This is a genomic window from Ectothiorhodospira mobilis, assembly GCF_016584115.1.
GTDB classification, from domain to species: Bacteria; Pseudomonadota; Gammaproteobacteria; order Ectothiorhodospirales; family Ectothiorhodospiraceae; genus Ectothiorhodospira; species Ectothiorhodospira mobilis.
Map to the genome: position 1 here is coordinate 1 of NZ_NRSK01000001.1, position 24399 is coordinate 24399.

General features: G+C 70.4%; 25 protein-coding genes. 13 read left to right on the plus strand and 12 right to left on the minus strand.

What is annotated here, in order from left to right; translation table 11 throughout:
- The first annotated feature begins 76 nt into the window (after positions 1-76).
- The 6 genes from pilW to der are packed head-to-tail and all read left to right on the plus strand — an operon-like array spanning position 77 to position 6446.
- Positions 77-853 (plus strand): type IV pilus biogenesis/stability protein PilW, encoded by a 777-nt coding sequence (pilW, locus tag CKO33_RS00005; protein ID WP_242472388.1) that lies wholly within the window; start codon positions 77-79, stop codon positions 851-853.
- On the plus strand, positions 840-1880 hold the full coding sequence (locus CKO33_RS00010; protein ID WP_200178016.1) for a RodZ domain-containing protein: 1041 nt from the start codon (positions 840-842) through the stop codon (positions 1878-1880). Before pilW ends, CKO33_RS00010 begins: the two co-directional genes overlap by 14 nt.
- 34 nt (positions 1881-1914) lie before the next feature.
- On the plus strand, positions 1915-3231 hold the full coding sequence (gene hisS, locus CKO33_RS00015; RefSeq protein ID WP_200178017.1) for a histidine--tRNA ligase: 1317 nt from the start codon (positions 1915-1917) through the stop codon (positions 3229-3231).
- The gene (locus CKO33_RS00020; protein WP_200178018.1) at positions 3222-3863 is read left to right on the plus strand and encodes a YfgM family protein; all 642 of its coding nucleotides are present in this window, start codon (positions 3222-3224) and stop codon (positions 3861-3863) included. The genes hisS and CKO33_RS00020 overlap by 10 nt, the downstream gene beginning before the upstream one ends.
- The gene (gene bamB / locus CKO33_RS00025) at positions 3863-5038 is read left to right on the plus strand and encodes an outer membrane protein assembly factor BamB (protein WP_200178019.1); all 1176 of its coding nucleotides are present in this window, start codon (positions 3863-3865) and stop codon (positions 5036-5038) included. The genes CKO33_RS00020 and bamB overlap by 1 nt, the downstream gene beginning before the upstream one ends.
- Positions 5039-5042: 4 nt before the next feature.
- A complete protein-coding gene (gene der, locus CKO33_RS00030; RefSeq protein WP_200178021.1) occupies positions 5043-6446 on the plus strand; it encodes a ribosome biogenesis GTPase Der in 1404 nt (467 codons plus the stop codon).
- A gap of 12 nt (positions 6447-6458) precedes the next feature.
- Here der and CKO33_RS00035 read toward each other — a convergent pair whose 3' ends face one another.
- From CKO33_RS00035 to CKO33_RS13770, 3 genes are all read right to left on the minus strand, one after another.
- Complete coding sequence (locus CKO33_RS00035) at positions 6459-6614, minus strand: hypothetical protein (protein ID WP_200178023.1); 156 nt, start codon at positions 6612-6614, stop codon at positions 6459-6461.
- Between the two features lie 81 nt (positions 6615-6695).
- Positions 6696-7769, minus strand: a complete 1074-nt coding sequence (ygfZ, locus tag CKO33_RS00040; RefSeq protein ID WP_200178025.1) for a CAF17-like 4Fe-4S cluster assembly/insertion protein YgfZ — start codon at positions 7767-7769, stop codon at positions 6696-6698.
- Positions 7770-7958: 189 nt separating this feature from the next.
- Entirely contained in the window at positions 7959-8969 is a 1011-nt protein-coding gene (locus CKO33_RS13770) for a Z-ring associated ZapG family protein (protein ID WP_200178027.1), read from the minus strand.
- 376 nt (positions 8970-9345) lie between these two features.
- Here CKO33_RS13770 and CKO33_RS00050 point away from each other — a divergent pair, with 376 nt between their 5' ends.
- Positions 9346-9786: a protein YgfX gene (locus tag CKO33_RS00050; protein WP_200178029.1), complete on the plus strand. Its 441-nt coding sequence runs from the start codon at positions 9346-9348 to the stop codon at positions 9784-9786.
- Between the two features lie 49 nt (positions 9787-9835).
- On the opposite strand, the gene CKO33_RS00055 is transcribed toward CKO33_RS00050, so the two are convergent.
- The 6 genes from CKO33_RS00055 to CKO33_RS00080 form a co-directional block, all read right to left on the minus strand.
- Positions 9836-10081: an FAD assembly factor SdhE gene (locus CKO33_RS00055; RefSeq protein WP_200178031.1), complete on the minus strand. Its 246-nt coding sequence runs from the start codon at positions 10079-10081 to the stop codon at positions 9836-9838.
- A gap of 16 nt (positions 10082-10097) precedes the next feature.
- Positions 10098-10880 (minus strand): succinate dehydrogenase iron-sulfur subunit, encoded by a 783-nt coding sequence (locus tag CKO33_RS00060; protein ID WP_200178032.1) that lies wholly within the window; start codon positions 10878-10880, stop codon positions 10098-10100.
- A gap of 27 nt (positions 10881-10907) precedes the next feature.
- Positions 10908-12698, minus strand: coding sequence for a succinate dehydrogenase flavoprotein subunit (gene sdhA, locus CKO33_RS00065; RefSeq protein WP_200178033.1), 1791 nt, complete (start codon positions 12696-12698; stop codon positions 10908-10910).
- 4 nt (positions 12699-12702) lie between these two features.
- Positions 12703-13086, minus strand: a complete 384-nt coding sequence (sdhD, locus tag CKO33_RS00070) for a succinate dehydrogenase, hydrophobic membrane anchor protein (protein WP_200178034.1) — start codon at positions 13084-13086, stop codon at positions 12703-12705.
- Positions 13083-13505 (minus strand): succinate dehydrogenase, cytochrome b556 subunit, encoded by a 423-nt coding sequence (gene sdhC / locus CKO33_RS00075; RefSeq protein WP_200178035.1) that lies wholly within the window; start codon positions 13503-13505, stop codon positions 13083-13085. Before sdhC ends, sdhD begins: the two co-directional genes overlap by 4 nt.
- 257 nt (positions 13506-13762) lie before the next feature.
- The gene (locus tag CKO33_RS00080) at positions 13763-15397 is read right to left on the minus strand and encodes an alpha-D-glucose phosphate-specific phosphoglucomutase (RefSeq protein WP_200178036.1); all 1635 of its coding nucleotides are present in this window, start codon (positions 15395-15397) and stop codon (positions 13763-13765) included.
- Positions 15398-15527: 130 nt separating this feature from the next.
- Between CKO33_RS00080 and CKO33_RS00085 the strand changes: the two genes are divergently transcribed.
- Together CKO33_RS00085 and CKO33_RS00090 are read left to right on the plus strand one after the other, a co-directional pair.
- Positions 15528-15980 carry a DUF1249 domain-containing protein gene (locus CKO33_RS00085; protein ID WP_200178038.1) on the plus strand — a complete coding sequence of 151 codons (453 nt, stop codon included), beginning with the start codon at positions 15528-15530 and terminating at the stop codon, positions 15978-15980.
- A 190-nt stretch (positions 15981-16170) separates the two neighbouring features.
- Positions 16171-16659 carry a Fe-S cluster assembly transcription factor gene (locus tag CKO33_RS00090; RefSeq protein WP_200178040.1) on the plus strand — a complete coding sequence of 163 codons (489 nt, stop codon included), beginning with the start codon at positions 16171-16173 and terminating at the stop codon, positions 16657-16659.
- Between the two features lie 84 nt (positions 16660-16743).
- Here the strand turns inward: CKO33_RS00090 and CKO33_RS00095 are convergent, their stop codons facing one another.
- From CKO33_RS00095 to CKO33_RS00105, 3 genes are read right to left on the minus strand one after another with little or no spacing between them, the layout of a single operon-like run.
- Positions 16744-18765: a transglutaminase TgpA family protein gene (locus tag CKO33_RS00095; RefSeq protein ID WP_200178041.1), complete on the minus strand. Its 2022-nt coding sequence runs from the start codon at positions 18763-18765 to the stop codon at positions 16744-16746.
- Positions 18762-19757: a DUF58 domain-containing protein gene (locus CKO33_RS00100; protein ID WP_200178043.1), complete on the minus strand. Its 996-nt coding sequence runs from the start codon at positions 19755-19757 to the stop codon at positions 18762-18764. The genes CKO33_RS00095 and CKO33_RS00100 overlap by 4 nt, the downstream gene beginning before the upstream one ends.
- A 1-nt stretch (position 19758) precedes the next feature.
- On the minus strand, positions 19759-20703 hold the full coding sequence (locus CKO33_RS00105; protein WP_338081708.1) for an AAA family ATPase: 945 nt from the start codon (positions 20701-20703) through the stop codon (positions 19759-19761).
- 105 nt (positions 20704-20808) lie between these two features.
- Between CKO33_RS00105 and CKO33_RS00110 the strand changes: the two genes are divergently transcribed.
- The 4 genes from CKO33_RS00110 to CKO33_RS00125 are packed head-to-tail and all read left to right on the plus strand — an operon-like array spanning position 20809 to position 24376.
- Positions 20809-21939: an ABC transporter permease gene (locus CKO33_RS00110; RefSeq protein WP_200178044.1), complete on the plus strand. Its 1131-nt coding sequence runs from the start codon at positions 20809-20811 to the stop codon at positions 21937-21939.
- A complete protein-coding gene (locus CKO33_RS00115) occupies positions 21940-22716 on the plus strand; it encodes an ABC transporter ATP-binding protein (protein ID WP_200178048.1) in 777 nt (258 codons plus the stop codon).
- Complete coding sequence (locus tag CKO33_RS00120) at positions 22713-23714, plus strand: MlaD family protein (RefSeq protein ID WP_200178054.1); 1002 nt, start codon at positions 22713-22715, stop codon at positions 23712-23714. The genes CKO33_RS00115 and CKO33_RS00120 overlap by 4 nt, the downstream gene beginning before the upstream one ends.
- Positions 23711-24376 (plus strand): PqiC family protein, encoded by a 666-nt coding sequence (locus tag CKO33_RS00125; protein ID WP_200178058.1) that lies wholly within the window; start codon positions 23711-23713, stop codon positions 24374-24376. The genes CKO33_RS00120 and CKO33_RS00125 overlap by 4 nt, the downstream gene beginning before the upstream one ends.
- The last annotated feature ends 23 nt before the right edge of the window (positions 24377-24399 follow it).

Sequence of the window (24399 nt, forward strand, 5' to 3'; positions counted from 1 at the left end):
GGAGCGTGTACCACTGGTTCCTGCTGCCGCTGCTGCCCCTGTTCCTGGTGTACTTCATCTCGGGGACGGCGGCCTGATGCACCGCACCCGCACCCTCATCACGCTGGTGATGGCGGGGGCCCTGCTCCTGCTGGCGGGATGTGCGGGCACGGCGGAACTGCAGGAGCGGCGCGGCCAGGCGGCGCGGGTGAATGTGGAGCTGGGGCAGCATTACCTGAGAAGGGGGGAGCTGCGTCACGCCAAGGAGAACCTGGACCGGGCCCTGGAGCAGGATCCGGATTCCCCCCAGGTCCAGGCGGCCCAGGCCATGCTCCAGGAACGCCTGGGGCGGATCGACCGGGCGGACCGGCATTACCGCCGCGCCCTGGATCTGGCCGCCTCCGAGGACGCCGGCATGCTCTGGAACAACTACGGCACCTTCCTCTGCCGCCAGGGACGGCTCGAGGATGCCGGGGAGGCCTTCGCCCGGGCCGCCGGGGATCCGCTCTACCCGACGCCGGCGATGGCCTGGACCAATGCGGGCGTCTGTGCCCTCAAGGTCCCCGACGAGGATGAGGCCGAACGCCTGTTCCGCCGGGCCCTGGAGGAGGATCCGCGGCATGTGCCGGCGCTGCTGGAGATGCTGCGCCTGAGCGCCGAAGCCGGTCGTCCTCTGCAGGTGCGGGCCTATTTCCAGCGCCTGCGGGCGCAGATCCGCCCCACGGCGGAGATGCTGTGGATGTGCCACCAGGCCGAGCAGGCCCTGGGCAACCGGGATGAGGCGGGACGCTGCGCCCTGCGCCTGAAGAATGATTTTCCCGACAGCGAAGAGACCGCGCGACTGAGGAAGCTGGAGAACCGTGGCAGCCGATGACCACCAGGACAATCCGGATACCGAAGGCCCCGGGGCGGTGAACGCCTCCCCGGGGCGTCTCCTGCGCGAGGCCCGCGAGGCCGCGGGGTTGAGCCGCGAGGCCGTGGCTGACCGGCTGCACCTGCATCCGATGACCCTGGCGGCCTTGGAGGAGGACCGTTTCGACGTCCTCCCCGAGCCTCCCTATGTCCGCGGCTACCTGCGGGGCTGTGCCAAGGTCCTGGAGATGGATCCGGAAGCGCTGCTGGAGGCCTTCCGGGCCTGCGGGCAGCCCGCCGGACCCGAGGAGGCCCACCCCCCCGGCCCGGTGCGGGGGCGCATCGAGCCGCCGCGTGGTCTGCGTGGGTTTCGCCCGGGACCCCTTTGGGTGATCGTCCTCGGAGCGATCCTGGCCCTGGCGGTTGCCGGTGCCTGGTCGCTGCTTACCGGCGGCGGGGCGGATGAGGGTGCCCCGGCATCCGATGGCATGACCGGGGATCAAGGCCGGGAGGAAGCCCCCGCCATCGCGGACGACGGTCCGGGCTCCGGGGTGTCATCCCCCGCTGCCGCCCCTTTGCCGGAAGCGCTCCGCGTGCAGGCCTCCGGGGCGGGAGGTGATCCGGCCGCGACCCCGGGGGACACCGGGGATACGGGCGCTGGCCAGGTCCCCGGCAGCGAAGGACCCGGGAGCGGTGGGAACACGCGGCGCGATGAGGCCGTGGAGAACGTCACGGATCCGGAGGATGCCGCCCGTGCAACCGCCCCCGGGCATGGTGATCGGGAGGGGGAGGTCCCCCCGGGTCCGGGGCGTTTGCGTCTGGTCTTCCGTGAGGACTGCTGGGTGCAGATCACCGACGCGGACGGGGAGGATCTGCTCTCCGGCCTGATCCGTGCCGGCAGGGAGCACCGCCTGGAGGGGGAGGCACCCATCCGCGTCTTTCTGGGCAATGCCCCGGGTGTGGAACTCACCTTCAACGGCCGCCGTGTGGACACCGCCGCCCGTGCCCGGGACGACCGTACCGCCCGGTTCACCCTGAGCACATCCTGAATCCCCCGCCCGACCCGTCAAAACTGGATAACGCATGAGCAGGCAAATCCGATCCATCCGCGGGATGCATGACATCCTGCCGGAGCATTCCGGCGCATGGCAGTGGCTGGAGTCCCGCGTGCGGGACACCCTGTCCGCCTACGGCTATCAGGAGATCCGCCTGCCCATCCTGGAGCAGACGGAGCTCTTCGCCCGTTCCATCGGCGAGGTCACCGACATCGTCGAGAAGGAGATGTATACCTTCGAGGACCGCAACGGCGACAGCCTCACCCTGCGTCCGGAGGGCACCGCCGGCTGCGTGCGCGCCGGGGTGGAGCACGGCCTGCTGCACAATCAGCAGCAGCGCCTGTGGTATGCCGGGCCCATGTTCCGCCACGAGCGTCCGCAGAAGGGCCGCTACCGTCAATTCCATCAGGTGGGCGTGGAGGCCTTCGGCCTGGAGGGACCGGACATCGACGCGGAACTGATCCTCGTCACCGCCCGGCTGTGGCGCCACCTGGGCCTGGACAACCTGCGCCTGGAGATCAACAGCCTGGGGTCCCCCGAGGCCCGGGCCGCCTACCGGGAGCGGCTGGTGGCCTATCTGGGCGACCATGCCGACGTCCTGGACGACGAGGCCCGGCAACGTCTGCACACCAACCCCCTGCGCATTCTGGACAGCAAGAACCCGGCCCTGAAGGAGGTCATCGCCGGGGCCCCGAGCCTGCTGGATCACCTGGATGCGGCCTCCCGGGAGCACTTCCAGCAGCTCCAGGCCCTGCTGCGGGCCGCCGGGGTGGCGTTCACCGTCAACCCCCGGCTGGTGCGCGGCCTGGACTACTACTGCCGCACCGTATTCGAGTGGATCACCGAGGACCTGGGGGCCCAGGGCACCGTCTGCGCCGGCGGCCGCTATGACGGTCTGGTGGCCCAGCTGGGGGGACGTCCCACCCCGGCGGCCGGCTTTGCCATGGGGGTGGAGCGGCTGCTGAGCCTGCTGCAGACCCGGGGCGAACTGCCCGGGCCCCAGGCCCCCCATGTCTATCTCATGATGGCCGCCGACGGCGCCCTCGAGGCCGGGGTGCAGCTGGCGGAGGCACTCCGCGACCGGCTGCCCGGGCTGCGCCTGCAGATGCACTGCGGGGGCGGGGGATTCAAGGCCCAGATGCGTCGTGCCGACCGCAGCGGGGCCGCCTGGGCCCTGATTTTGGGGGAATCCGAACTGGCCGCGGGCCGCATCGGTCTCAAACCCCTGCGGCAGGCCGGTGAGCAGGAGACCCTGGACCGGGATGCGCTGGTGGCGCGTCTCGCCCACGCCCTGGCGCTTTCCCCATCCCCGCATGATCCAAAGGAGTCCCCCGCATGTCCGTGACGACCGACGAGGAACGCATCGAGTCCATCCGACGCTGGTGGCAGGAGAACGGGGTCGCGGTGATCATCGGCCTGCTCCTGGGTGTCGCCCTGCTGGTGGGCTGGCGCCTATGGAGCGGTTATACGGAGAACCGTGTGCTGCAGGCCTCGGATCGCTACGAGGCCCTGCGGGATGCGGCGCAGACCGATCCCGAGACCGCCCTGGAACAGGCCCGTGCCCTGGCGGAGGATGCCTCGGGGACCCCTTATGCCCTGCTGGCCGCCCTGGAGTGGGCCCGTCTGGCAGCGGAGCAGGGCGATCTGGAGACGGCCGAGGCGCAACTGCGCCGGGTGATGGAATCGGCCCCCTACGGGGATCAGGTCCAGTTAGCGCGCCTGCGCCTGGCGCGGGTCCTGCTGGCGGATGACCGCCCCGGGGAGGTCCTGAACCTGCTGGAGGCGGAGACCCCCGACGCTTTCCTCGCCCTGGCCCGGGAGCTGCGCGGTGATGCCTATCTCGCCCTGGGGCGGGAGGCCGAGGCCCGCACGGCCTACGACGAGGCCATGATGGCGGCGGTGCAGCCCTCCGACGACCTGATGATGAAGCGGGACGCCCTGGGTGAACCTGCCCCGGCCGGGGAGGAGGCGCCGTGATGGCCGCATCGCTCGCCTTCCGGACCCTGCCACGGGGGCTTCTCCTGCTGGCGTTGGCCGTCCTGCTCTCGGGCTGCGGCCTGTGGACCCGGGACACGACCCCGCCCCCATCGCCACTGCCGGAACTGGAACCCACGGTGCACCCGCAGGTGGCGTGGAGCCGGGACACGGGTGACGGTTCCGCGGGCCACTACCTGCAACTTGCTTCCCATCTGGCCGGGGACCGGATGGTCGCCGCCGCTGCCGACGGGCGCGTCAGTGCCTGGACCCTGGAGGCGGGTGAACGGCTCTGGGAAACCCGCCTCGAAGGTGAAATCACCGCCGGCGTGGGCGGCGGCGGGGGACGGGTCGTGGTCGGCACCGGCGAGGGCCGGGCCATCGCCCTGGACCTGGAGGATGGCCAGATCCTCTGGCGTCAGCGCCTCTCCAGTGAGGTGATGGCGGTCTCCGCCGTGGACCAGGGGGTGGTGGTGGTGCGCACCAACGATGGGCACCTGTATGCCCTGGACGCCGAAACCGGCGAGACCGGCTGGATGGCCGGACGCACCACCCCGGCCCTGAGCCTGCGTGGTGCCGCCGTGCCCCTGCTGCTTCCGGGCCGTGTCGCCGCCGGTTTCGATGACGGGCGCGTGACCCTGTTCGGCCTGACCCGGGGGAATGTCCTCTGGGAGACCCGGGCCGCCGTGCCCAGTGGCCGTACGGAACTGGATCGCATGGCGGATGTGGATGGGCACATGGCCTATGCCGGCGGGGTGCTCTACGTGGCCGGCTACCAGGGGCGGGTGATGGCCCTGTCCATCTCCGATGGCCGCACCCTCTGGCAGCGGGACCTCTCCTCCCATCGGGGGCTCACCCTGGCCGGGGACCGGGTGCTGGTGACCGATCACCAGGGTCGGGTCTGGGCCCTGGACCGGGACACCGGGGGGCCCCTGTGGCAGCAGGATCGCCTGCAGCGGCGCGGTGTCACCGTGCCCGCGGTGGTGGATGGCCACGCCGTGGTGGGGGATGCCGAGGGCTATCTGCACTGGCTCTCCCTGGAGGATGGCCGCCTGCTGGGACGTGTGCGCGGGGACCCGGCGGGGATCATGGGCACCCTCCGGGTCCGGGACGGGACCCTCTATGCACTGGGGCGCGGCGGTGAGCTGACGGCCGTGCGCCTGCCCGCGGAGAAATGATTCGATGAAGCCGGTGATCGCCCTGGTGGGGCGGCCCAACGTGGGCAAATCCACCCTCTTCAACCAGCTCACCCGCTCCCGGGACGCCCTGGTGGCGGACCTGCCGGGCCTGACCCGGGACCGCCAGTACGGTAGCGGCCGGGTGGGGGGCTTTGGCTACATGTTGGTGGACACCGGCGGCCTGAGCGGTGAGGCGGAGACCCTGGACACCCTCATGGCGCGCCAGACCCGCCAGGCCATCCAGGAGGCGGATCTGGTGCTGTTCCTGGTGGATGGGCGGGATGGTCTCACCGCCGCCGACGAGGCCATCGCCACGGAACTGCGGGGCTTTGGCAAACCCGTGCTGCTGGTGCTCAACAAGACCGATGGTGTGGATCCGGATGCAGCCGCGGCGGAGTTTTATGCCCTGGGTCTGGGGAACCCCCTGCCCATCGCCGCCGCCCATGGTCGCGGCATCGCCGGTCTGATGCAGGCGGTGAAGGCGGATCTGCCTCACCTGGAGGATCCGGAGGACGAGGAGAAGGAGCGCTGGCCGGGGATCCGCATCGCCTTCGTGGGACGGCCCAACGCCGGCAAGTCCACCCTGGTGAACCGCATCCTGGGGGAGGAGCGGCTGCTGGCCAGCGACCTCCCCGGCACCACCCGGGACAGCGTCTACGTGCCCTTCGAGCGGGACGGACAGGTGTACACCCTCATCGACACCGCCGGCGTGCGCCGCCGGGCGCGGGTGAAGGAGACCGTGGAGAAGTTCTCCGTGGTCAAGACCCTGCAGGCGGTGGAGGCGGCCCACGTGGTGATCTTCCTGCTGGATGCCAGGCAGGGGGTGGCCGAGCAGGACGCGCACCTGCTGGGCATGGTGCTGGAGGCGGGCCGGGCCCTGGTGGTGGCGGTGAACAAGTGGGATGGCCTGACCCCCGAGGCCCGGGACCGGGTGCGGGCGGACGTGGCCCTGAAGCTGCCTTTCCTGGATTTCGCCGAGTACCGCTTCATCTCCGCCCTGCACGGCAGCGGCGTGGGGGATCTGTTCGGCGCCGTGCAGCGGGCCCACGAGGCCGCCGCGGTGAAGGTGTCCACCGGGGAACTCACCCGCCTGCTGGAGCGGGCGGTGGCGGAGCACCACCCCCCCCTGGTGCGGGGGCGGCGCATCAAGCTGCGCTATGCCCACCAGGGGGGACGCAATCCCCCGGTCTTCGTCATCCACGGCAACCAGACCGAACGGCTCCCGGGGAGCTATAAGCGCTACCTGAGCAACTTCTTCCGGCAACAGCTGCAGCTGGTGGGGACCCCCATCCGCATGGAATTCCGTACCGGTGAGAACCCCTATGCCGACCGGCGCAACACCCTCACCCCGCGGCAGCAGCACAAGCGCAAGCGTCTCATGCGCCACATCAAGAAAAAGGGGCGTTGAGATCGCCCCCCTTTACACCAGGCGCAGGTAACCCGCCAACAGCAGCGCCCCCAGCACCGCCGCTGCCGCGTACAGCCCGTTGGACAGACGGCGCCGGTTGGGGCGGCTGAAGAAGGCCGCCCAGAGCAGCAGCAGTTCGATCACAAACAGGAAGAACAGGTATCGCATGGAGCATCCCGCAGGCTTTCACCCCCGCCCGGGAAGGACGGGCCTTTCGCGAGGTGACGGCCCTGGCCGCCGGCCGCCACCTCAGTCCCCGGCGGTGTCTTCGCCGGCGGTGTCTTCGAAGGCATAGGGCAGGGGACGGATCTCCGCCCCGGGCCCTGTGGCCGATCCCAGCCGGGGGCGGCCCCCTTCGGCGCAGGCGATCTGCAGCACCGCCAGGGCCTCCACCCCGCCATCGGGGTGGGGCTGGGCCTGGACGATACGGCCCACCGGCTGCTCCGCCTCCACCTGGGGGTCATACAGGGGCGTGCCCGGGGCAGGCGGGCTCTCCAGGGGCAGGTGCAGCCGGTACATGCGCCGCTTGAGGCGGCCCAGGTAGTGCATACGGGCCACCACCTCCTGTCCCTGGTAGCAGCCCTTGTTGAAACTCACCCCCCCCAGGAGCTGCAGGTTGATCATCTGCGGCACGAAGGCCTCGGCGTTCTCCGGGTGGATCTGGGGCACACCGGCGAGGATATCCAGCAGGGCCCACTGGGGTGCCCCCACCGGGGCCGCACGCACGTTCAGTGCCTCCCACAGGCGGGTGAGGGCCTCCAGTTCGCCGTAGATCTCGAAGCGGGGATGGATGCCCTGCACGCGGATCAGCGTCACCCCCGGATGATGCACCACCTCGTCCACCCTCTCCGGCACCGGCGCCCCCAGGGCTTCGGCCAGGCGCTGGGTGGCGTGGGGGCCGGACAGCCCGAAGCGCACCAGGGCATCGTCGGCGTCCTCCAGGGTTACCTTCGCCCGCAGCAGGAACAGGGACAGGCGCTTGAGGGTGGGCTGCACCTGCTCCCGGGGCAGGCGCAGGAACCAGGTCTCGCCGCGGCGGAAGATGCGAAAATCCGCCAGCATGCGACCCTTGGCGTTGCAGAAGGCCCCCAGATGGCTGTGCCCGGTGTCCAGGGCAGGTACGTTGACGGTGAGCTGTCCCTGGAGGAAATCCGCCGTCTCGGGGCCATAGGCGCCGATGAGGCCCTGGTGGGACAGATCGCAGAGGACGTCGCCGGTCAGGGCCACGCTCCGCTCCCGTTCCCGGTTGCCGTAGTCCAGGACGCGCTCCCCCTCCAGTTCCGCGCCCGCCTCCAGAAGGACCTTGCTCCACTCGGGTTTCATGGCAATCAGCGCCTCCGTATCGGCGTGGTTGAAGGCATCTTACAAGAGGTGGGCGCGCGGGGCCATCGGGGGCTGGGGCCGGTTGCACCGGTCGGGAGCGGGGGCGGTCCGCGGATACGAAAAGGCCCCGCAGAAGCGGGGCCTTTGGGGCGGCGGACGGGGTGTCCGCCGCGATCCGCAGGGGCGGTATCAGCGCTTCTGCGCCGCCCGGCTCCCCTTGCCCCCCTTGGGGGTCACACGGATGCGGTCCGGCTGCCCGGGCTGCTTCACCACGGTGTTGGCACCGGGGATGGTGCGGCCGCCGTTGGCCTTGGCGGGCCGCAGGGGGGTGGTGGGACGCGGAGCCGCCGTGGCGGGACGCTGTGCGGCCGGTTTCTGCACCGGTTTCTGTGCCGGGGTGGCGCTGCGGGCCTGGGTGGTCAGCTTCTGGGCCTGGGTGGCCGGCTTGAAGGCGGTGGCACCGCGGGGATCCGGCTTCTGTGCCGGGGTGGCGGGCTTGGCGGCCGTGGCCCCCTGGGGCCGGCTGGCGGCGGGTTTTGCGGCGGCTGCCTTCTGCTGGGGCTTGGCCTCGGGCTTGAAGGCGGTGGGACCACGGGGATCGGTGGCCTTGGCGGTAGCCGCCTTCTGCTGGGCAGTGGCCTGCTGGGGCTTGGCCTCGGGCTTGAAGGCGGTGGGGCCGCGGGGATCGGTGGCCTTGGCGGCGGCTGCCTTCTGCTGGGCGGCGGCCTGCTGGGGCTTGGCCTCCGGCTTGAGGGCAGTGGCGCCCCGCGGGTCGGGGGTCTTGGCCGTTTCGGTCTCGGCCGGCCGGGCCCTGCCCGGGATGGCGCGGCGCTGCTCCTCGCGGGAGAGTTCCAGCAGGGCGGAGGCGCGGCGCGGCAGGAAGCGGCTGGAGGGGCCGTTGCCCAGCCGGTCATAGCTGTCCACCAGGTGCTCGTAGAGCTCGCGGTAGGAGTGGGCCATGCCGGTGAACAGGGTGGCGGTCTTCTCGAAGTGGCGGTTCACCTGGGAGCGGTAGCTCTCCAGCTTGCGCCGCTGGTTCTCCACCTCCGATTCCAGCTCCAGGACGCGGCCGGCGTCCCCCTGCTGGCGGCCGAACCAGAACCCGAGAAGGCCCGCGCCGATAAAGCCCGCGATGGTGAGGATGTTCCCTCCCACCATGACCAGATCCCGCATGTTTGCGGCTAATTCTGTTGATGACATAAGGTGATCTCCTGCTGCATGTTGGTCGCCGCCGGTCCCGGCGAGCGCGAAGGTTGCGATGGTTGCCCCGCGGCGCCGGGTGACGGCCGCACCTTGTTGGTTGCTCCACTGCGTCGAGATGGATGTCGTGATGCTATCCCGCATGCGTATTATGCACAATAACGACCCTGCATGCTGTATGGTCTGGGTCAATAACTGTCTGTTTCTCTCACCAAAAAACTAAGGAATGGGTGCGTCGTCGCGGGCAGGTGAGGCATCCCGATCGCGTGATAGGGAGTGGAGGAGGGGGCGGTGCGTCGTTGCGGGCAGGTGAGGCATTCCGATCGCGTGATAAGGATGGAGGAGAGGGCGGCGCGTCGTCGCGGGCAGGGGAGGCATGGCGGTGACATCGCATGCGGCAGGGCTGAGGGTGGAGGTGGGGATCTCCCGGGTCCTGCTGGCGGGGTTGTGCGCGTTGCATCTGGGGGCCGCGCTGGCGCTGGGGGTGAGCGCCCTTGCGACCTGGCTGCGCGGTATGGGGCTTGTCCTGGTGGCGGCGAGCCTGGTGCGGGAGTGGCTCCGGTATGCAGGGCCGCGGCGCATCACAGCGATCGGTTGCGATGCCGGCGGTGGCTGGTGGCTGGAGATGGGCGGGCGCCGCCAGGAGGTTGCGGTGTTGCCGGAGACCACCGTGATCCCGGGGTGCGTGCTGTTGTGCCTGCGGGACGCCCGCGGACGCCACCGGCGCTGCCCGCTCCTGGCGGATGCCGTTGCGGCCGATGCCCTGCGCCGGCTGCGGGGACGTCTGCGCACGGCCGGCGGTGGGACGGGTGGCTGAAAAGACGGGGTCCACACCGAAAGCCCCGGGACGGGTCTCAGGTGGCGGCTTACCCCGGTACGAATGTGGAGCGCACCCGGGCCACGATGGGGGCCAGGTCCGCCACCTCCACCGCCTCGCCATAGAGCAGCCAGCGTTGCAGGTCGGCGTCCTCCCGCTGCAGCAGGGCCTCCAGGGCCCGGCGCTGGTCCGCGTCCAGGCCCGCCCAGTGGTGCTCGAGAAAGCCCTCCAGCATCAGGTCCAGTTCCTTGGTGCCCCGCCGGCAGCGCCACAGCAGGGCGGAGGGGGTGTTCATGGCCTGGATCTCCGGTTCATTTGCGCAGCACCAGTTGCTTCTTGATCTCGGCGATGGCCAGCCCCGGGTTCAGGCCCTTGGGGCAGGTGCGGGTGCAGTTCATGATGGTGTGGCAGCGGAAGACCTTGAAGGCGTCGTCCAGTTCATCCAGGCGTTCACCCGTGGCCTCGTCCCGGGAATCGGCGATCCAGCGGTAGGCCTGCAGCAGGGTGGCGGGGCCCAGGTAACGGTCCCCGTTCCACCAGTAGCTGGGGCAGCTGGTGGAGCAGCAGGCGCAGAGGATGCACTCGTAGAGCCCGTCCAGCTTGAGCCGGTCCTCCTTGGACTGCAGCCGTTCCCGGTCGGGCGGTGCCGGGGTCCGGGTCTGCAGCCAGGGCTTGATGGAGGCGTACTGGGCGTAGAAGTGGGTCATCTCCGGGATCAGGTCCTTGACCACCTCCATGTGGGGCAGGGGGTAGATGCGCACATCCCCCTTGATTTCGGCGATGGGCTTGGTGCAGGCCAGGGTGTTGGTGCCATCGATGTTCATGGCGCAGGAGCCGCAGATGCCCTCTCGGCAGGAGCGGCGGAAGGCCAGGGTGGGGTCGATCTCCTCCTTGATCTTGATCAGGGCGTCCAGGACCATGGGCCCGCAGTTGTCCATGTCCACCTCGTAGGTGTCGATGCGCGGGTTGTCCTCGGTCTCCGGGTTCCAGCGGTAGATCCTGAAGCGCTTGATGTTTTCGCTGGAGGCGCCCTCGGCCTTGAAGGTCATGCCCTCCTTGACGCGGGATTGGATCGGCAGTACGAACTGGGCCATGGTCTTGCGTTCTCCTGAATCGGCGGATCAGTAGACCCGCGCCTTGGGCGGGACGACGTCCACATCGTCGCTGAGCGTGTACATGTGCACCGGGCGGTAATCCAGTTTCACCCGGCCCTGGTGATCCACCCAGGAGAGGGTGTGCTTCATCCAGTGGTCGTCATCGCGCTCGGGGAAGTCCTCCCGGGCGTGGGCGCCGCGGCTCTCCTCGCGGTTCACCGCGGAGCGGATGGTGGCCACGGCGCAGCCCAGCAGGTTCTCCAGTTCCAGGGTCTCCATCAGGTCCAGGTTCCACACCAGGGAGCGGTCGCTCACGTGGACCTCGGCGAAGGCGTCCATGATCTCGTCCATGCGCTCGCAGCCCTCCTGCAGGGTCTCGCCCGTGCGGAACACGGCGGCGTAGCGCTGCATGGTGTGCTGCATGTCCTTGCGGATGCTGGCGGTGGGACGGTTGCCGTTGGCGTTGCGCAGCCGGTCCAGGCGCTCCAGGGCGGGATCGGCGGCCCCGTCCGGCAGGGGCCGGACATCGGCGCCGATGCCGGAGACGATCTCCGCGGCGCGGTGGGCGGCGGCGCGCCCGAAGACCACCAGGTCCAGCAGGGAGTTGGAGCCCAGGCGGTTGGCGCCGTGCACGGACACGCAGGCGGCCTCGCCGATGGCCATGAGCCCCGGTACCACGCGGTCGGGATCCCCGTCCTTGAGGGTGAGCACCTCGCCGTGGTGGTTGGTGGGGATGCCCCCCATGTTGTAGTGCACCGTGGGCAGCACCGGGATGGGCTCGCGGGTGACGTCCACGCCGGCGAAGATCTTCGCCGTCTCGGCGATGCCCGGCAGGCGCTCGTGGATCACCTCGGGGCCCAGGTGCTCCAGGTGCAGGTGGATGTGGTCCTGCTTCGGGCCCACCCCGCGGCCCTCGTTGATCTCGACGGTCATGGACCGGGAGACCACATCCCGGGACGCCAGGTCCTTGGCGTTGGGGGCGTAGCGTTCCATGAACCGCTCCCCCTTGGCGTTGGTGAGATAGCCGCCCTCGCCGCGTACCCCCTCGGTGATGAGACAGCCGGCGCCGTAGATGCCGGTGGGATGGAACTGCACGAACTCCATGTCCTGCAGGGGCAGACCGGCGCGCAGCACCATGCCGTTGCCGTCGCCGGTGCAGGTGTGGGCCGAGGTGCAGGAGAAGTAGCTGCGTCCGTAGCCGCCGGTGGCCAGCACCACCAGGTGGGCGTTGAAGCGATGGATCGTGCCCTCCAGCAGGTTCAGGGCCATGACGCCGCGGCAGGTGTCCCCGTCCATGATCAGGTCGGTGGCGAAGTATTCCACGAAGAATTCCGCCTGGTGGCGCAGGGCCTGCTGGTAGAGGGTGTGCAGGATGGCGTGGCCGGTGCGGTCGGCGGCGGCGCAGGTGCGCTGGGCGCGGCCCTCGCCGAAGTGGGTGGTCATGCCGCCGAAGGGGCGCTGGTAGATGCGGCCGTCGTCGGTGCGGGAGAAGGGCACGCCGTAGTGTTCCAGCTCGATGATGGCCGGGGCCGCCTCGCGGCACATGTACTCGATGGCGTCCTGGTCGCCGAGCCAGTCGGAGCCCTTGACGGTGTCGTACATGTGCCAGCGCCAGTCGTCCTCCCCCATGTTGCCCAGGGCCGCGGAGATGCCCCCCTGGGCGGCCACGGTGTGGCTGCGGGTGGGGAAGACCTTGGTGACGCAGGCGGTCTTCAGGCCCTTTTCCGCCATGCCGAAGGTGGCGCGCAGCCCGGCGCCGCCGGCCCCCACCACCACCACGTCGTAGGCATGGTCGATGATCTTGTAGTCGCCCTTCATTAAATCAGCTCCCGAAAGCAATGCGCAGAATGGCGACGATCCCGGTCACCGCCAGCAGGATCAGGGCGAATTTCACGGCGATGAGCGTCGTGAACTTCAGCCCGGCGTGGTGCACGTAGTCCTCGATGATCACCTGCAGGCCCATGTTGGCGTGGAAGAAGAGGGTGGCCACGGCCAGGATCATCAGGGTCGTGTTCAGCGGGAAGGCCAGCCAGGCGGTTACCGTGGCGTGATCCGCCCCGGCCAGAGCGGCCAGGCTGAACATGAGCCACAGCATCAGCGGCACCATGGCCACGGAGCTCAGGCGCATGAGCCACCAGTGATGGGCTCCCTCCCCGGTGGAGCCCTGTCCCAGGGCCCGGCCCAGCGGCGAACGAAGACTGCTCATGACAGCACCCCCTTCCAAAGCGATTGAATCAGACCGACGCTCCACAGCGCCACGAACCAGAAGGCCAGGGTGAGCAGCAGGGCGATGAACAGCGCCATGCCGCCGCTGCGGTAGACCGCGCGGATGTCCAGGCCCCGGGCCGTGTCCCAGATCAGGTGACGCACGCCGGTGCACAGGTGATAAAAGATGGATCCGCTGATGCCCACCACCACCAGCACCCCGAACCAGCTGTGCAGCAGGCCCTGGGCCGTGGCGTAGGCCTCCGGCCCTGCGGCCAGGGCCCAGAGCCAGTAGATCAGGATCACGCTGGCCACGCTCAGGGCCCCGCCGGTACCGCGGTGAAACACCGACAGGACGGAGGTGAGCTGTGGGCGGTAGACCTGCAGATGCGGTGAAAGCGGCCGTGGGTGCTTGGGCATGGATCGTGTGCTCCGCTTGGGTATCCCGCCCGGGGCGGGTGAACGTCAACGGGGTCCCGGGGCGGTTGCCGGGGGACCATGGGGTGTGTCGGGTCGGACCTGGGCGCGCCGGACCCCGGTGGCACCGGGGTGGCCTGTCGCGGTGCATCAAGCGGCATTATAGATATCAGGTCTGTCCTTAACCTGCAAGGCAAGGCCTTGATTTTACTTTTCATTATAAGGTTTTGCCGGATTGCCCGCCGCGCCCGCCGGGGCCTTCAGGTGATCACATCCGGGGCGTCCCGGCCGGTGTGGCCCGGGATGTCGGCCACCTCCCGGGCCACCGCCAGCAGCGGCTCCAGGGCTGTCTGGGCCGTATCGCCGTGTCTTGCGGGGTCGGGCTCGAAGCGCTCGGCATAGACCCGCAGGGTGGCGCCGGAGGTGCCCGTGCCGGAAAGACGGAAGACCAGCCGGGCCGTGTCGCCGAACAGCAGCCGGATGCCCTGGCCCCGGGCCTCGCTGCCGTCCACCGGATCGGTGTAGGCGAAATCGTCGGCCTGGGTGACCGTGAAATCCCCCAGGCGCTGCCCCGGCAGGGTGTCCAGGCGCCGGCGCAGGCCGTCCATCAGGGCCCGGGCCCCGTCGCTCTCCAGGCCCTCGTAGTCGTGCCGGGTGTAGAAATCCCGGCCAAAGCGGCGCCAGTGATCGCGCACGATGGCCTCCACCGACTCCCGTCGTGCCGCCAGCAGGTCGAGCCAGAAGAGCACGGCCCAGAGCCCATCCTTCTCGCGCACATGGTCCGAGCCGGTGCCGAAGCTCTCCTCCCCGCAGAGGGTGACGCGCCCGGCGTCCAGCAGGTTGCCGAAGAACTTCCAGCCCGTGGGGGTCTCGAAGGCCTCCACCCCCAGCGCCCGGGCCACCCGGTCCGCGGCCCGGCTGGTGGGCATGGAACGGGCGATGCCGGCGATGCCCCGGGCATAGCCCGGCACCCGGTGGGCGTTGGCGGCCAGCACCGCCAGGCTGTCGCTGGGGGTGACGAAGAAGTTCCGGCCCAGGATCATGTTGCGGTCCCCGTCGCCGTCGGAGGCGGCGCCGAAGTCGGGCCCGTCCGGGGCCGCCATGGCCTGCACCAGGTCCTGGGCGTGGACCAGATTGGGGTCCGGATGCCCGCCGCCGAAATCCGGCAGGGGATCGGCCCGCACCACCGTGCCCTCAGGGGCCCCCAGCATCTCCTCCAGGATGCGCCGGGCGTAGGGCCCGGTGACGGCGTGCATGGCATCGAAGCGCATGGAGAAGCGCCCTTCCGTGAACAGGGTGCGCATGCGATCGAAATCGAACAGGGACTGCATGAGCCCGGCATAGTCATCCACCGGATCCAGCACCGAGACGCTCATGGGGCCCACCTGGATCCTGCCCAGGCGGTCGATGTCCACCTCGGGCATCTCGGCGATGCGGTAGTGCTCCAGTTCGCAGGCCCGGGCATGGATGGCCTCGGTCACCCGCTCCGGCGCGGGCCCGCCGTTGGGGGTGTTGAATTTGATGCCGAAGTCCTCGTCGGGGCCGCCGGGATTGTGGCTGGCGGAGAGGATGATCCCCCCCTGGGTGCGGTACTTGCGGATCAGGCAGGAGGCGGCCGGTGTGGACAGGATCCCGCCGCGTCCCAGCAGCACCCGGGAGACGCCGTTGGCCACCGCCATGCGCAGGATGATCTGGATGGCCTCGCGGTTGTAAAAGCGCCCGTCGCCCCCAAGCACCAGGGTGCCGCCCCGCAGATCCGGGCGGGCGTCGAATACCGCCTGCACGAAGTTCTCCAGATAATGGGGCGTGCGCATCACCGACACCTTCTTGCGCAGGCCGGAGGTGCCGGGTTTCTGGTCGGTGAAGGGGGTGGTCTGGACGCGATGGATCTTCATATTCGAGGCAGTCCCTGTGGATCGGATGGACGGGGCGCGGCCTGCCGCCACGGGCAGGGGGCGCAGGATCGCGGACTCCCGCCTAACTTAGCAAAGACGGCCGGGCCTGTCCCTGTGCTACCATCCCGCCATGCTGGTCGAAGCCCACACACCCGCCTATCTGGACCCGCTGCCCAGCAGTTTCGCGGCGCTGATGGATCTGTACGAGGCGAACTACATCCGCCTGCGGCAGCTGTGCCCCGATCCCCGGTCCATCCAGGCCCCCCGCATCTCCCACATCCCGGGGGCCATGGACCTGCATCTCCAGGTGCTGGAATGCTGCCCCTATACCACCACCCTGTGTCTCACCTACCGCTTCGAGGCCGACGGCGAACGCCCGGCCCGGCGCAGCCCCAACCTGCGGGTGCGCATGTACCACGACGCCCGCCAGGCGGAGGTCCTGGGCCGCCACAGCCGCAGCGGTGAGGAACTGAGCTTGGTGGATCATCCCGACTGGAAGACCCTGCAGATGCGCTGGCGCTTCAACCGCTTCCTGTACAAGTGGCTGGGCTACTGCCTGCGCCAGGGACACCGCTTCGACTAGGGATCCGCCTTCCCTGGAGGGGAGCCTCCCCGGGGCAGCCCCGCCACCAGCCCCCCATCAGGAACCCCAAGGATCCCTGCGGCATTTTGCGCCCGCATACTTGACTAAACGGATAGGGAATTGTAAAACGAGTCTAAACCCGCCCGGTGAACGGGCCGGGATGCGAGCCGAACACCCCAGGAGGGATACCATGAAACTCTCGACCAAGAGCCGATATGCCGTCACGGCCATGCTGGACCTGGCCATCCATGAAGAGACCGGTCCCGTGACCCTGGCGGACATCTCCCAGTCCCAGGGGATCTCCCTGTCCTACCTGGAACAGCTCTTCGCCAAGCTGCGCCGGGATGGGCTGGTGGAAGGGGTGCGTGGACCCGGCGGTGGTTACCGCCTGTCCCGCCCCGCGGATCGGATCAGCGTGGCGCGCATCATCCAGGCGGTGGACGACAGCGTGCAGATGACCCGTTGCGAAGGCCGGGAGGACTGCCAGCACGGTGCGCGCTGCCTCACCCACGAGCTGTGGCAGGATCTGAGCCAGCAGTTGTATGCCTTCCTGGATGGCATGACCCTGGACCAGTTCGCCGGTCGTCCCGAGGTGCAGGCAGCTGCCCGCAACGAGGACCGCCAGCGGCGGTCGGCCCGTCCCGCCCCGGGCTATCCCCTGGGTCGCAACGCCGCCTGAGTACCGGCTCCTGGGGGATGCGGACTGGCCTGCAGGCCAGGGGCGACGACCGGAAGAAAGATTCCGCCAGCGGGAGCGACGGATTCATCGCCATTGAGCATGCAGGATCCGGCGGTACAGGACCCTGCCACGGCCCGGTACCCCCCGCAGATGCCCGCGCAGGCGGGCGAAGCGGGCGGGATCGGGCCGGGGCCCGTAACGCAGGCGGGTGTACTCCTCGGCAAAGCCGGTCACCGGTCCGGCCAGATCCGGGCGCTCCCGGCCCACCCGCCGGGCAAAGTCCGGCAGGGGCTCGTGGGGGGGGCGGGGCAGGCCCAGCCGGGCCAGGCGCCGGTCGAAGCGGGCCTGCAGGCGCCCCAGGGGATCCTTCACCGGAAGGCGGTTGCGCCATAGGAAGAGGCCGGCGAACAGGGTCAGCACGAGACCGGTGGCCACGGTCATCAGGCCCACCAGGGCGCGCCAGTCGGCCCCGTCCAGGCCCAGGCGCGCCAGCAGTTCCCGCTGGCGCTCGGGGCCAAAGGCCAGTACCCAGCCATTCCAGTAGTAATTGAGACTGTCCCGCCACAGGCCCAGCTGCAGACGCAGGTCGCCGAACCAGTCGCCCCCCCGGCGCAGGAAGGCCGGCACCGTGGCATCCCCGGAAAAGGCCGCCCCCACCCCCGACTCGATGCGCTCCGGTGCCACGGCCCCGGTGGGGTCCACCCGCGTCCAGCCCCGGCCCCGCAGCCACACCTCCGTCCAGGCATGGGCATCCGACTGGCGCACCAGCAGGTAATCCCCCGTCTGGTTGAAGGTTCCACCCTGATAGCCGGTGACCACCCGCGCCGGGATGCCGGCGGCGCGCATGAGCACCGTGAAGGCCCCGGCATAGTGCTCGCAGAACCCCGCCCGGGTCTCGAACAGGAACTGGTCCACCGCATCCCGGGGCAGGGGGGGCGGGGACAGGGTGTAGATGAAGGGGGCCTGACGGAAATGCCCCAGGGCCGCCTGCACCACGGCGGCATCGTCGTCGCCGTGGACCTGTCGCCAGGCCCGGGCCAGGGTCCGGGCGCGGGGGGCGGCGTCCCCGGGCAGGTCCAGGGCCGCCCTGCGCCGTGCCCCGGAGAGCAGGGGCTCCAGGGCGGCGCCCGGGTGGGAGCGCACGCTGTAACGGGTCACCTGCCGTACCCGCTCCCGGGAGACCAGGTAGCCATCGTCAGTGAGACGCGCGTCCCGGGGGGCGGAGACCGGTACATCCATGGCCAGCAGCCAGCGCTGGCCATGGGGTTCCAGGCTTACGGTGTGTTCCAGGGTGTCCGCCTGGGGCGGGTTCGCCGGCAGTGCCGGGGGCACCGCCCCGGCCCGCCAGGTGCGCCCGTCGTAGGCCCAGAACACCGGTCCGCGCCAGTAGCGCTGGGCGGCCCCGGGCATCTCCCCCGCAAAGGTGACCCGGAAGGCCGGGGCCTCGGATTGCAGCAGACGGCTCACGGATCCCGGGCGCATGTGATCCGACAGCCCCGTGGTGGCGGCCTGATCCTCTTCGGGCATGCTCCACAGGGGGCCCGGGATGCGCGGGAACAGGAAGAAGAGGATCACCATCAGCGGCAGAGCCTGGGCCAGCAGGAGCCCCGCCAGGCGCAGGGATTCCCCCCAGGGCTGGCCGCCGTCGCCGGCATTGAGCCGCACCAGGGCGGCGGTGGTGGCGAACACCGCCAGCACCATATACAGGGCCAGGGGGATCTCCTGGGAGTAGAAGAAGTTGGTGATGACCACGAAGTAGCCCAGGAAGACCACGAGCATGGCATCCCGGAAGCGCCGCGTCTCCAGGAACTTCAACCCCGTCATGAGCACCAGCAGGGCCACCCCGGGGTCGCGTCCCGCCAGGGTGCCGTAGCGGGCCAGCACCAGCCCCGTGGCCGCCAGGGTGAGCCCCCCCAGAAGCCAGCGTCCGGGGGCCGGGGCGCGTCCGGTCTGCACCAGCAGCCGCCAGCCCAGGGCCAATGCCGCCAGGGAGAGCACCCAGGGGGGCTGATGCCACCCGTGGGGGGCCAGGGCGATGAACAGGGCCGCCGCCAGGGCGGGCAGGGCGTGGGGGGGCAGGCGATCCTCCGGGAACGGCGCGCTCATGCCCCCTCCCTCCCGGTCGGGGCGAAGCGGGCCAGGTGTTCCAGACACTGGCGCCGGTGGGCCGGGCCCCGGGCCGGGGCCACCTCGATGCCGGGCAGGCGCAGGCCGAATTCCAGGTCGGCCCCGTGGGCCTGCAGTACCCGGTGACAGAGCATGGACAGGCGGGTCTCCGGATCCCCCGCCGGCAGGTCATCCCAGTCCAGCCAGAGCCGCCCGCCGCGGGGCTCGTGGAATTCCTTCACGTACAGGCTCCCCGTGCGGGCCAGGGCCTTCCAGTCCACCCGCCGGGGGGAATCCCCCGGGACGAAGCCCCGCAGCCCCGTGAACTCGCCGCCGGGCTGGCGGCTGGCGCGGGCCTCGTGGCGGTCCTCCCCCCCGCCGCCGGCGGTCTCCTCCACCGGCAGCGGACGGGGATAGACCAGCACGTCCCCCTCCAGATGGAGCCAGGACCAGGCCCGGAACAGGCCCAGGGGATAGCGGGTGTGCAGACGCAGCCGGCCCGGATGCAGGACGCCGCGGCGGCGGGTGGGGATCTCCAGGGCCACCCGGGTGTCCCCGTGCTCGGGGACGGCGAAGGCGCGCCCCGGGTGCCCTGGGGCCTCCAGGGTCAGCCCGCGCCGGGGGACACGGCCGGGATTGGCCACGCTGTAGGCCAGGTGGGCCGTCTCCCCGGCGAAGACCGGTTCGGCCGGCAGACGGGTGATGCGCAGCCCCAGGAGGTTGCGGTGGGTATGCCACATGGCGTTGGACCCCAGGGCCGCCAGCAGGAAGGTGAGCAGGAAGGCCAGGCTGTTGCTGTAGTTGATGGCCCCCAGCAGCATCACCACCAGCACCCCGGCGAAGGTATAGCCATAGCGGGTGGGCAGGATGTAGATGCAGCGCCGGTCCAGGGTGACCTGGCGTGCGCCGGTGGGCTGGCGCCGGGTGATCCAGGCAATGGCCCGCTCCCGCAGGGCGGTGGGGATGCGGCCCGGTCGGGTCACGGCGGGCATCTCAGGGCACCGGCACCGCCTCGACGAGGGCCTGGATCACCTCCGCCGCGGGCAGGGTGGGGGCCTCCACCGGACGCAGGCGGTGGCCGCCCACCGCGGGCAGCACCGCCTGCACGTCCCCGGGCCGGACGTGGTCGCGATGGTCCACCAGGGCCCGGGCCTGGGCGGCCCGCATCAGGGCCAGGCCGGCCCGGGGGGAAAAGCCCGTCTGGTAGCGCCCCGGCGCCCGGGTGTGGGCGATCAGGGCCTGCAGATAGTCCAGCAGGGCCTCGGAGACATGCACGCGCAGGACATCCCGCTGCAGGTCCCCCAGCTGGGTCTCCGTGATGCGGGGGGAGAGGTCCTCCAGCAGCTCCCGCCGGTCCCGGCCCTGGAGCAGGGCCCGTTCGGCGGCGTGGTCCGGGTACCCCAGATGGATGCGCATGAGGAAGCGGTCCAGTTGCGACTCCGGCAGGGGGAAGGTGCCGATCTGCTCCTGGGGGTTCTGGGTGGCGATGACGAAGAAGGGGTCCGGCAACGGGCGCGTGGTCCCCTCCACCGTCACCTGCTGCTCCTCCATGGCCTCCAGCAGGGCGCTCTGGGACTTGGGCGTGGCGCGGTTGATCTCGTCCGCGAGGATCACCTGGGAGAAGATGGGGCCGGGATGGAACTCGAAGCACTGGGCACCGGCGTTGTACATGGACAGCCCCAGGATGTCCGCCGGCAGCAGGTCGCTGGTGAACTGGATGCGCTGGAAGCGCAGCCCCAGGGTGCGGGCCAGGGCATGGGCCAGGGTGGTCTTGCCCACCCCCGGCAGGTCCTCCACCAGCAGGTGCCCCCGGGCCAGCAGGCAGGTGAGGGCCAGGCGCACGGCCCCCTCCTTGCCGAAGACCACGGCATTGAGCTGATCCAGGATGCCGTCGATGAGGGCGGCGGCGGACGGGGGAGGGCTGCTGGCGGTGTTCACGGGTGGTTCCGCCCCGGCTGTTGAACTTCATCCTAGTCTGGCAAGCTAGGGGATCGGCTTCAACGCCCGTGTGGGCTTGGGCAGGCAGTGGCCGCAAAAGGAGCGATGGCATTGGATCGGCAGGGCGGGCATCTGGAAACGGCGGCCGCCGGGGAGGGGGGCTGCATCCTGCGGCTGGGGGGGCGCCTGGACGCCTATACCGTGGCCGATCTCTGGCCCCGGGCCCTGAAGGTGCTGGAGACCCACCGGGAGACTCCGGTGCAGCTGGATGCCGGGGAGGTCACCTACTGCGATGGGGCCGGCGTGGCCCTGATCCTGGATCTGCTGCGCCGCCCGCGCACGCCCCCCGTGACCCTGGTGAACGTCCCCGACAAGGTGCAGCGCCTGCTGGACCCCTTCGATGCAGCCGCCCTGGCCGCGCCGCCTCCACCCCGGGCCCCGCGCCAGGGGGTGAGGCGGCGCCTGGGGGAGGCCATCCAGGGCCTGGGGCAGGGCCTGCACGCCCAGGTGACCTTCATCGGTGAGGCCACGGCGGCCCTGGTGCACGCCCTGCTGCACCCGCGGCAGGTGCGCTGGGGGGATGCCGTCCTCATCGCCCGTCGCGCCGGCGCCGACGCCCTGCCCATCGTCGGCCTCATCGCCCTGCTTCTGGGGGTGATCCTGGCCTTCCAGTCGGCGGTGGCCATGAAACAGTTTGGCGCGGAGATCTTCGTGGCCAATCTGGTGGCCCTCTCCCTGCTGCGGGAGCTGGGCCCCCTGATGACCGCCATCCTGCTGGCGGGCCGCTCCGCCTCGGCCTTCGCCGCCGAGATCGGTACCATGAAGGTGAACGAGGAACTGGACGCCCTCACCACCATGGGCCTGGACCCGCTGCGCTTTCTGGTGGTGACCCGCATCCTGGCGGCGCTGCTGGTCACCCCCCTGCTCACCCTGTTCGCCAACCTGGTGGGGCTGGCGGGGGCGGCGATGGTGCTGCTCACCTTCGATATCCCCCTGGTCACCTTCGTGAACCAGGTGTCCCAGTCGGTGAGCCTCACCGACCTGGCGGGGGGGCTGGTGAAGGCCACCGTCTTCGGGCTGCTGGTGGCCGGGGTGGGCTGCCTGCGGGGCCTGCAGACCCGCACCGGTGCCGCCGCCGTGGGGGAGGCCACCACCCGGGCGGTGGTGAGCGCCATCGTGCTCATCGTCGCCGTGGACGGGGTCTTCGCCGTGATCTATTTCCACCTGGGGATCTGAATGCCTGCGGACCCATCCCATACCGGCCCGGTGATCCAGGTGCAGGACCTGACCCTGGGATTCGGCGGCCGGCCGCTGCTGGAGGGGCTGAACTTCGATGTCCACGCCGGCGAGGTGTTCGTCCTCCTTGGCGGTTCCGGCAGCGGCAAGAGCACCCTGCTCAAGCACATGATCGGGCTGTATGAGCCCCTGGCCGGGGAGGTGCGCATCGGGGGCGAGGTCCTCACCGGCAGCGAGGGGGCGGCGCGCCGGCGCATCCTGCGGCGCTTTGGCGTGATGTACCAGTCCGGCGCCCTGTTCGGCTCCATGACCCTGCTGGAGAACGTGCGTCTGCCCCTGGAGGCCTACACCCGCCTGTCCCGGGAGGCCATGGATCTGGTGGCGCGCCTCAAGCTGCAGCTGGTGGGCCTGGCCGGGTTCGAGCACCACATGCCCGCCGAGATCTCCGGCGGCATGCAAAAGCGCGCCGCCATCGCCCGGGCCATGGCCCTGGACCCGGGGATCCTCTTTCTGGATGAGCCCTCCGCGGGGCTCGACCCCGTCACCTCGGCGGATCTGGACCGGCTGATCCTGCGTCTGAAGGACATCCTGGGGATGACCTTCGTGGTGGTGACCCATGAACTGCCCAGCATCTTCACCATCGCCGACCGGGTGATCATGCTGGACCGGGAGACCCGCGGTATCATCGCCCGGGGGGCGCCTGCGCAACTGCGGGACCACGCCGAGCACCCCTGGGTGCGCCGCTTCTTCAACCGCGAAGCCACGGAGGCCGCTTGAGCACACGCGCCGGATATTTCCGCCTGGGACTGTTCATCGTCGCCACCGTGAGCGCCGGGGTGGCCCTGCTGCTGGTGCTGGGCATCGGCGCCCTGTTCCAGCCCAAGATGATCATGGAGACCTACTTCGACGAGTCGGTCCAGGGTCTGGAGGTGGGCTCCCCCGTGAAGCTGCGGGGGGTGACCATCGGCGAGGTGAGCGAGATCACCTTCACCTATGCCCACTACCAGCAGGACCGGCCGGTGGCCGAACGGGACCACTACGTCATGGTGCGGGCCTGGCTGCGGCCGGACCTGCTCAGCACCCCGGAGCTGCCCGCTGGGGAGGGGCTGGAGCGCTTCGTGGAGCGGGGTCTGCGGGTGCGCATGACGGCCCAGGGGGTGACGGGGATGAACTTCCTGGAACTGGACTACCTGGATGCCAAGGGGGCGAAGCCCATCCGGGTCTCATGGGAACCGGAGCACATCTACGTGCCCTCGGCCCCCAGCACCATGACCCAGTTCCTGCAATACGCCGACAACATCATGCGCCGGGTGAACCGTCTGGACGTGGAGTCCATCCTCACCCATTTCGACCAGCTCCTGGTCCACCTCAATACCATGGCCGAGGAACTGGACGAACAGGATCTGGGGCGCCAGCTGGGGGACACCCTGGGCCGCCTGGATCAGCTGCTGATCCGGGTGCAGTCCCTGGCCGATTCCCCGGAACTGGCCCGCATCCCCGAGGACCTGGGGGTGGCCGCCCACAACCTGCGCCGCTTCAGCGAGGATCCGCAGCTGCAGGGTGCCGTGGAGGACCTGGCCTCCCTCCTGGAGACCCTGGAACGCACCCTGGGTCGCACCGACGCCCTCATGGCCGCCCAGGGAGAGGACGTGGCCGCGACCCTGGACAACCTGCGGCGCATCACCGACGAACTGCGGGCCTTCAGCGAGGACCTGCGGCGCCACCCCGGTATGATCTGGAGCCGTGAACCCGATCCCCGGGAGCCTGCACGATGAATCACCCCTGGAACCCCGCCACCCTGTTGTTGGGCCTTGCCCTGGCGTTGCTGCTGGCGGGCTGCTCCGTGGCCCCCCAGCGGGACGCCCCGGTGAAGTCCAGCTATCTCCTGGAGCCCCATCGCCCGGCCGGGGCCGAGCAGGGGCCGGGCACGGGCCAGGCGGTGATCGCCGGCGTGCGGGTGGCCCCGGCCTTCTCCGGCCGGGGCCTGGTGCAGCGCCTGGGGGAAGGGCGATACCGGGCCGATTTCCACCATGAATGGTTTGCACCGGTGCGCGACCAGGTGGACACCGCCACCGGGGACTGGTTGCGCCGGGCTGGGGTGTTCGCCGCCCTGCTGCCGCGCAGCCTCATGCGCCAGGCGGATTTCCGCCTGGATCTGGTGGTCACGGACCTGTATGGTGATTTCTCCGATCCGGCGCGGCCCGAGGCCGTGGCGGGGCTGCAGGTCTTTGTCGGCGACCTGCGCCCCTGCGCCCGGGGGAGCGCGGTGCGGCCACTGGCATTCGCGGCCCGGGTCCCCCTGGAGGATGACCGTCCCCGCACCCTGGCCGCGGGCCTCTCCCGTGCCCTGGGCCGGGTGCTGACCCGCCTGGAGACGCGGCTGCGGGAAGACCATCCGGCGGCGGCCCCCTGCGCCGGCGGGGATCCGCGCCCCTGAGACCACCCGAGACCCGGGAGACC

Bases quoted from the DNA above. Each gene is read 5' to 3' on its own strand.
- pilW (WP_242472388.1), top strand. From the start codon at position 77: ATGCACCGCACCCGCACCCTCATCACGCTGGTGATGGCGGGGGCCCTG.
- hisS (WP_200178017.1), top strand. From the start codon at position 1,915: ATGAGCAGGCAAATCCGATCCATCCGCGGGATGCATGACATCCTGCCG.
- CKO33_RS00020 (WP_200178018.1), top strand. From the start codon at position 3,222: ATGTCCGTGACGACCGACGAGGAACGCATCGAGTCCATCCGACGCTGG.
- bamB (WP_200178019.1), top strand. From the start codon at position 3,863: ATGGCCGCATCGCTCGCCTTCCGGACCCTGCCACGGGGGCTTCTCCTG.
- der (WP_200178021.1), top strand. From the start codon at position 5,043: ATGAAGCCGGTGATCGCCCTGGTGGGGCGGCCCAACGTGGGCAAATCC.
- CKO33_RS00035 (WP_200178023.1), bottom strand. From the start codon at position 6,614: ATGCGATACCTGTTCTTCCTGTTTGTGATCGAACTGCTGCTGCTCTGG.
- ygfZ (WP_200178025.1), bottom strand. From the start codon at position 7,769: ATGAAACCCGAGTGGAGCAAGGTCCTTCTGGAGGCGGGCGCGGAACTG.
- CKO33_RS13770 (WP_200178027.1), bottom strand. From the start codon at position 8,969: ATGTCATCAACAGAATTAGCCGCAAACATGCGGGATCTGGTCATGGTG.
- CKO33_RS00050 (WP_200178029.1), top strand. From the start codon at position 9,346: ATGGCGGTGACATCGCATGCGGCAGGGCTGAGGGTGGAGGTGGGGATC.
- CKO33_RS00055 (WP_200178031.1), bottom strand. From the start codon at position 10,081: ATGAACACCCCCTCCGCCCTGCTGTGGCGCTGCCGGCGGGGCACCAAG.
- CKO33_RS00060 (WP_200178032.1), bottom strand. From the start codon at position 10,880: ATGGCCCAGTTCGTACTGCCGATCCAATCCCGCGTCAAGGAGGGCATG.
- sdhA (WP_200178033.1), bottom strand. From the start codon at position 12,698: ATGAAGGGCGACTACAAGATCATCGACCATGCCTACGACGTGGTGGTG.
- sdhD (WP_200178034.1), bottom strand. From the start codon at position 13,086: ATGAGCAGTCTTCGTTCGCCGCTGGGCCGGGCCCTGGGACAGGGCTCC.
- sdhC (WP_200178035.1), bottom strand. From the start codon at position 13,505: ATGCCCAAGCACCCACGGCCGCTTTCACCGCATCTGCAGGTCTACCGC.
- CKO33_RS00080 (WP_200178036.1), bottom strand. From the start codon at position 15,397: ATGAAGATCCATCGCGTCCAGACCACCCCCTTCACCGACCAGAAACCC.
- CKO33_RS00085 (WP_200178038.1), top strand. From the start codon at position 15,528: ATGCTGGTCGAAGCCCACACACCCGCCTATCTGGACCCGCTGCCCAGC.
- CKO33_RS00090 (WP_200178040.1), top strand. From the start codon at position 16,171: ATGAAACTCTCGACCAAGAGCCGATATGCCGTCACGGCCATGCTGGAC.
- CKO33_RS00095 (WP_200178041.1), bottom strand. From the start codon at position 18,765: ATGAGCGCGCCGTTCCCGGAGGATCGCCTGCCCCCCCACGCCCTGCCC.
- CKO33_RS00100 (WP_200178043.1), bottom strand. From the start codon at position 19,757: ATGCCCGCCGTGACCCGACCGGGCCGCATCCCCACCGCCCTGCGGGAG.
- CKO33_RS00110 (WP_200178044.1), top strand. From the start codon at position 20,809: ATGGCATTGGATCGGCAGGGCGGGCATCTGGAAACGGCGGCCGCCGGG.
- CKO33_RS00115 (WP_200178048.1), top strand. From the start codon at position 21,940: ATGCCTGCGGACCCATCCCATACCGGCCCGGTGATCCAGGTGCAGGAC.
- CKO33_RS00125 (WP_200178058.1), top strand. From the start codon at position 23,711: ATGAATCACCCCTGGAACCCCGCCACCCTGTTGTTGGGCCTTGCCCTG.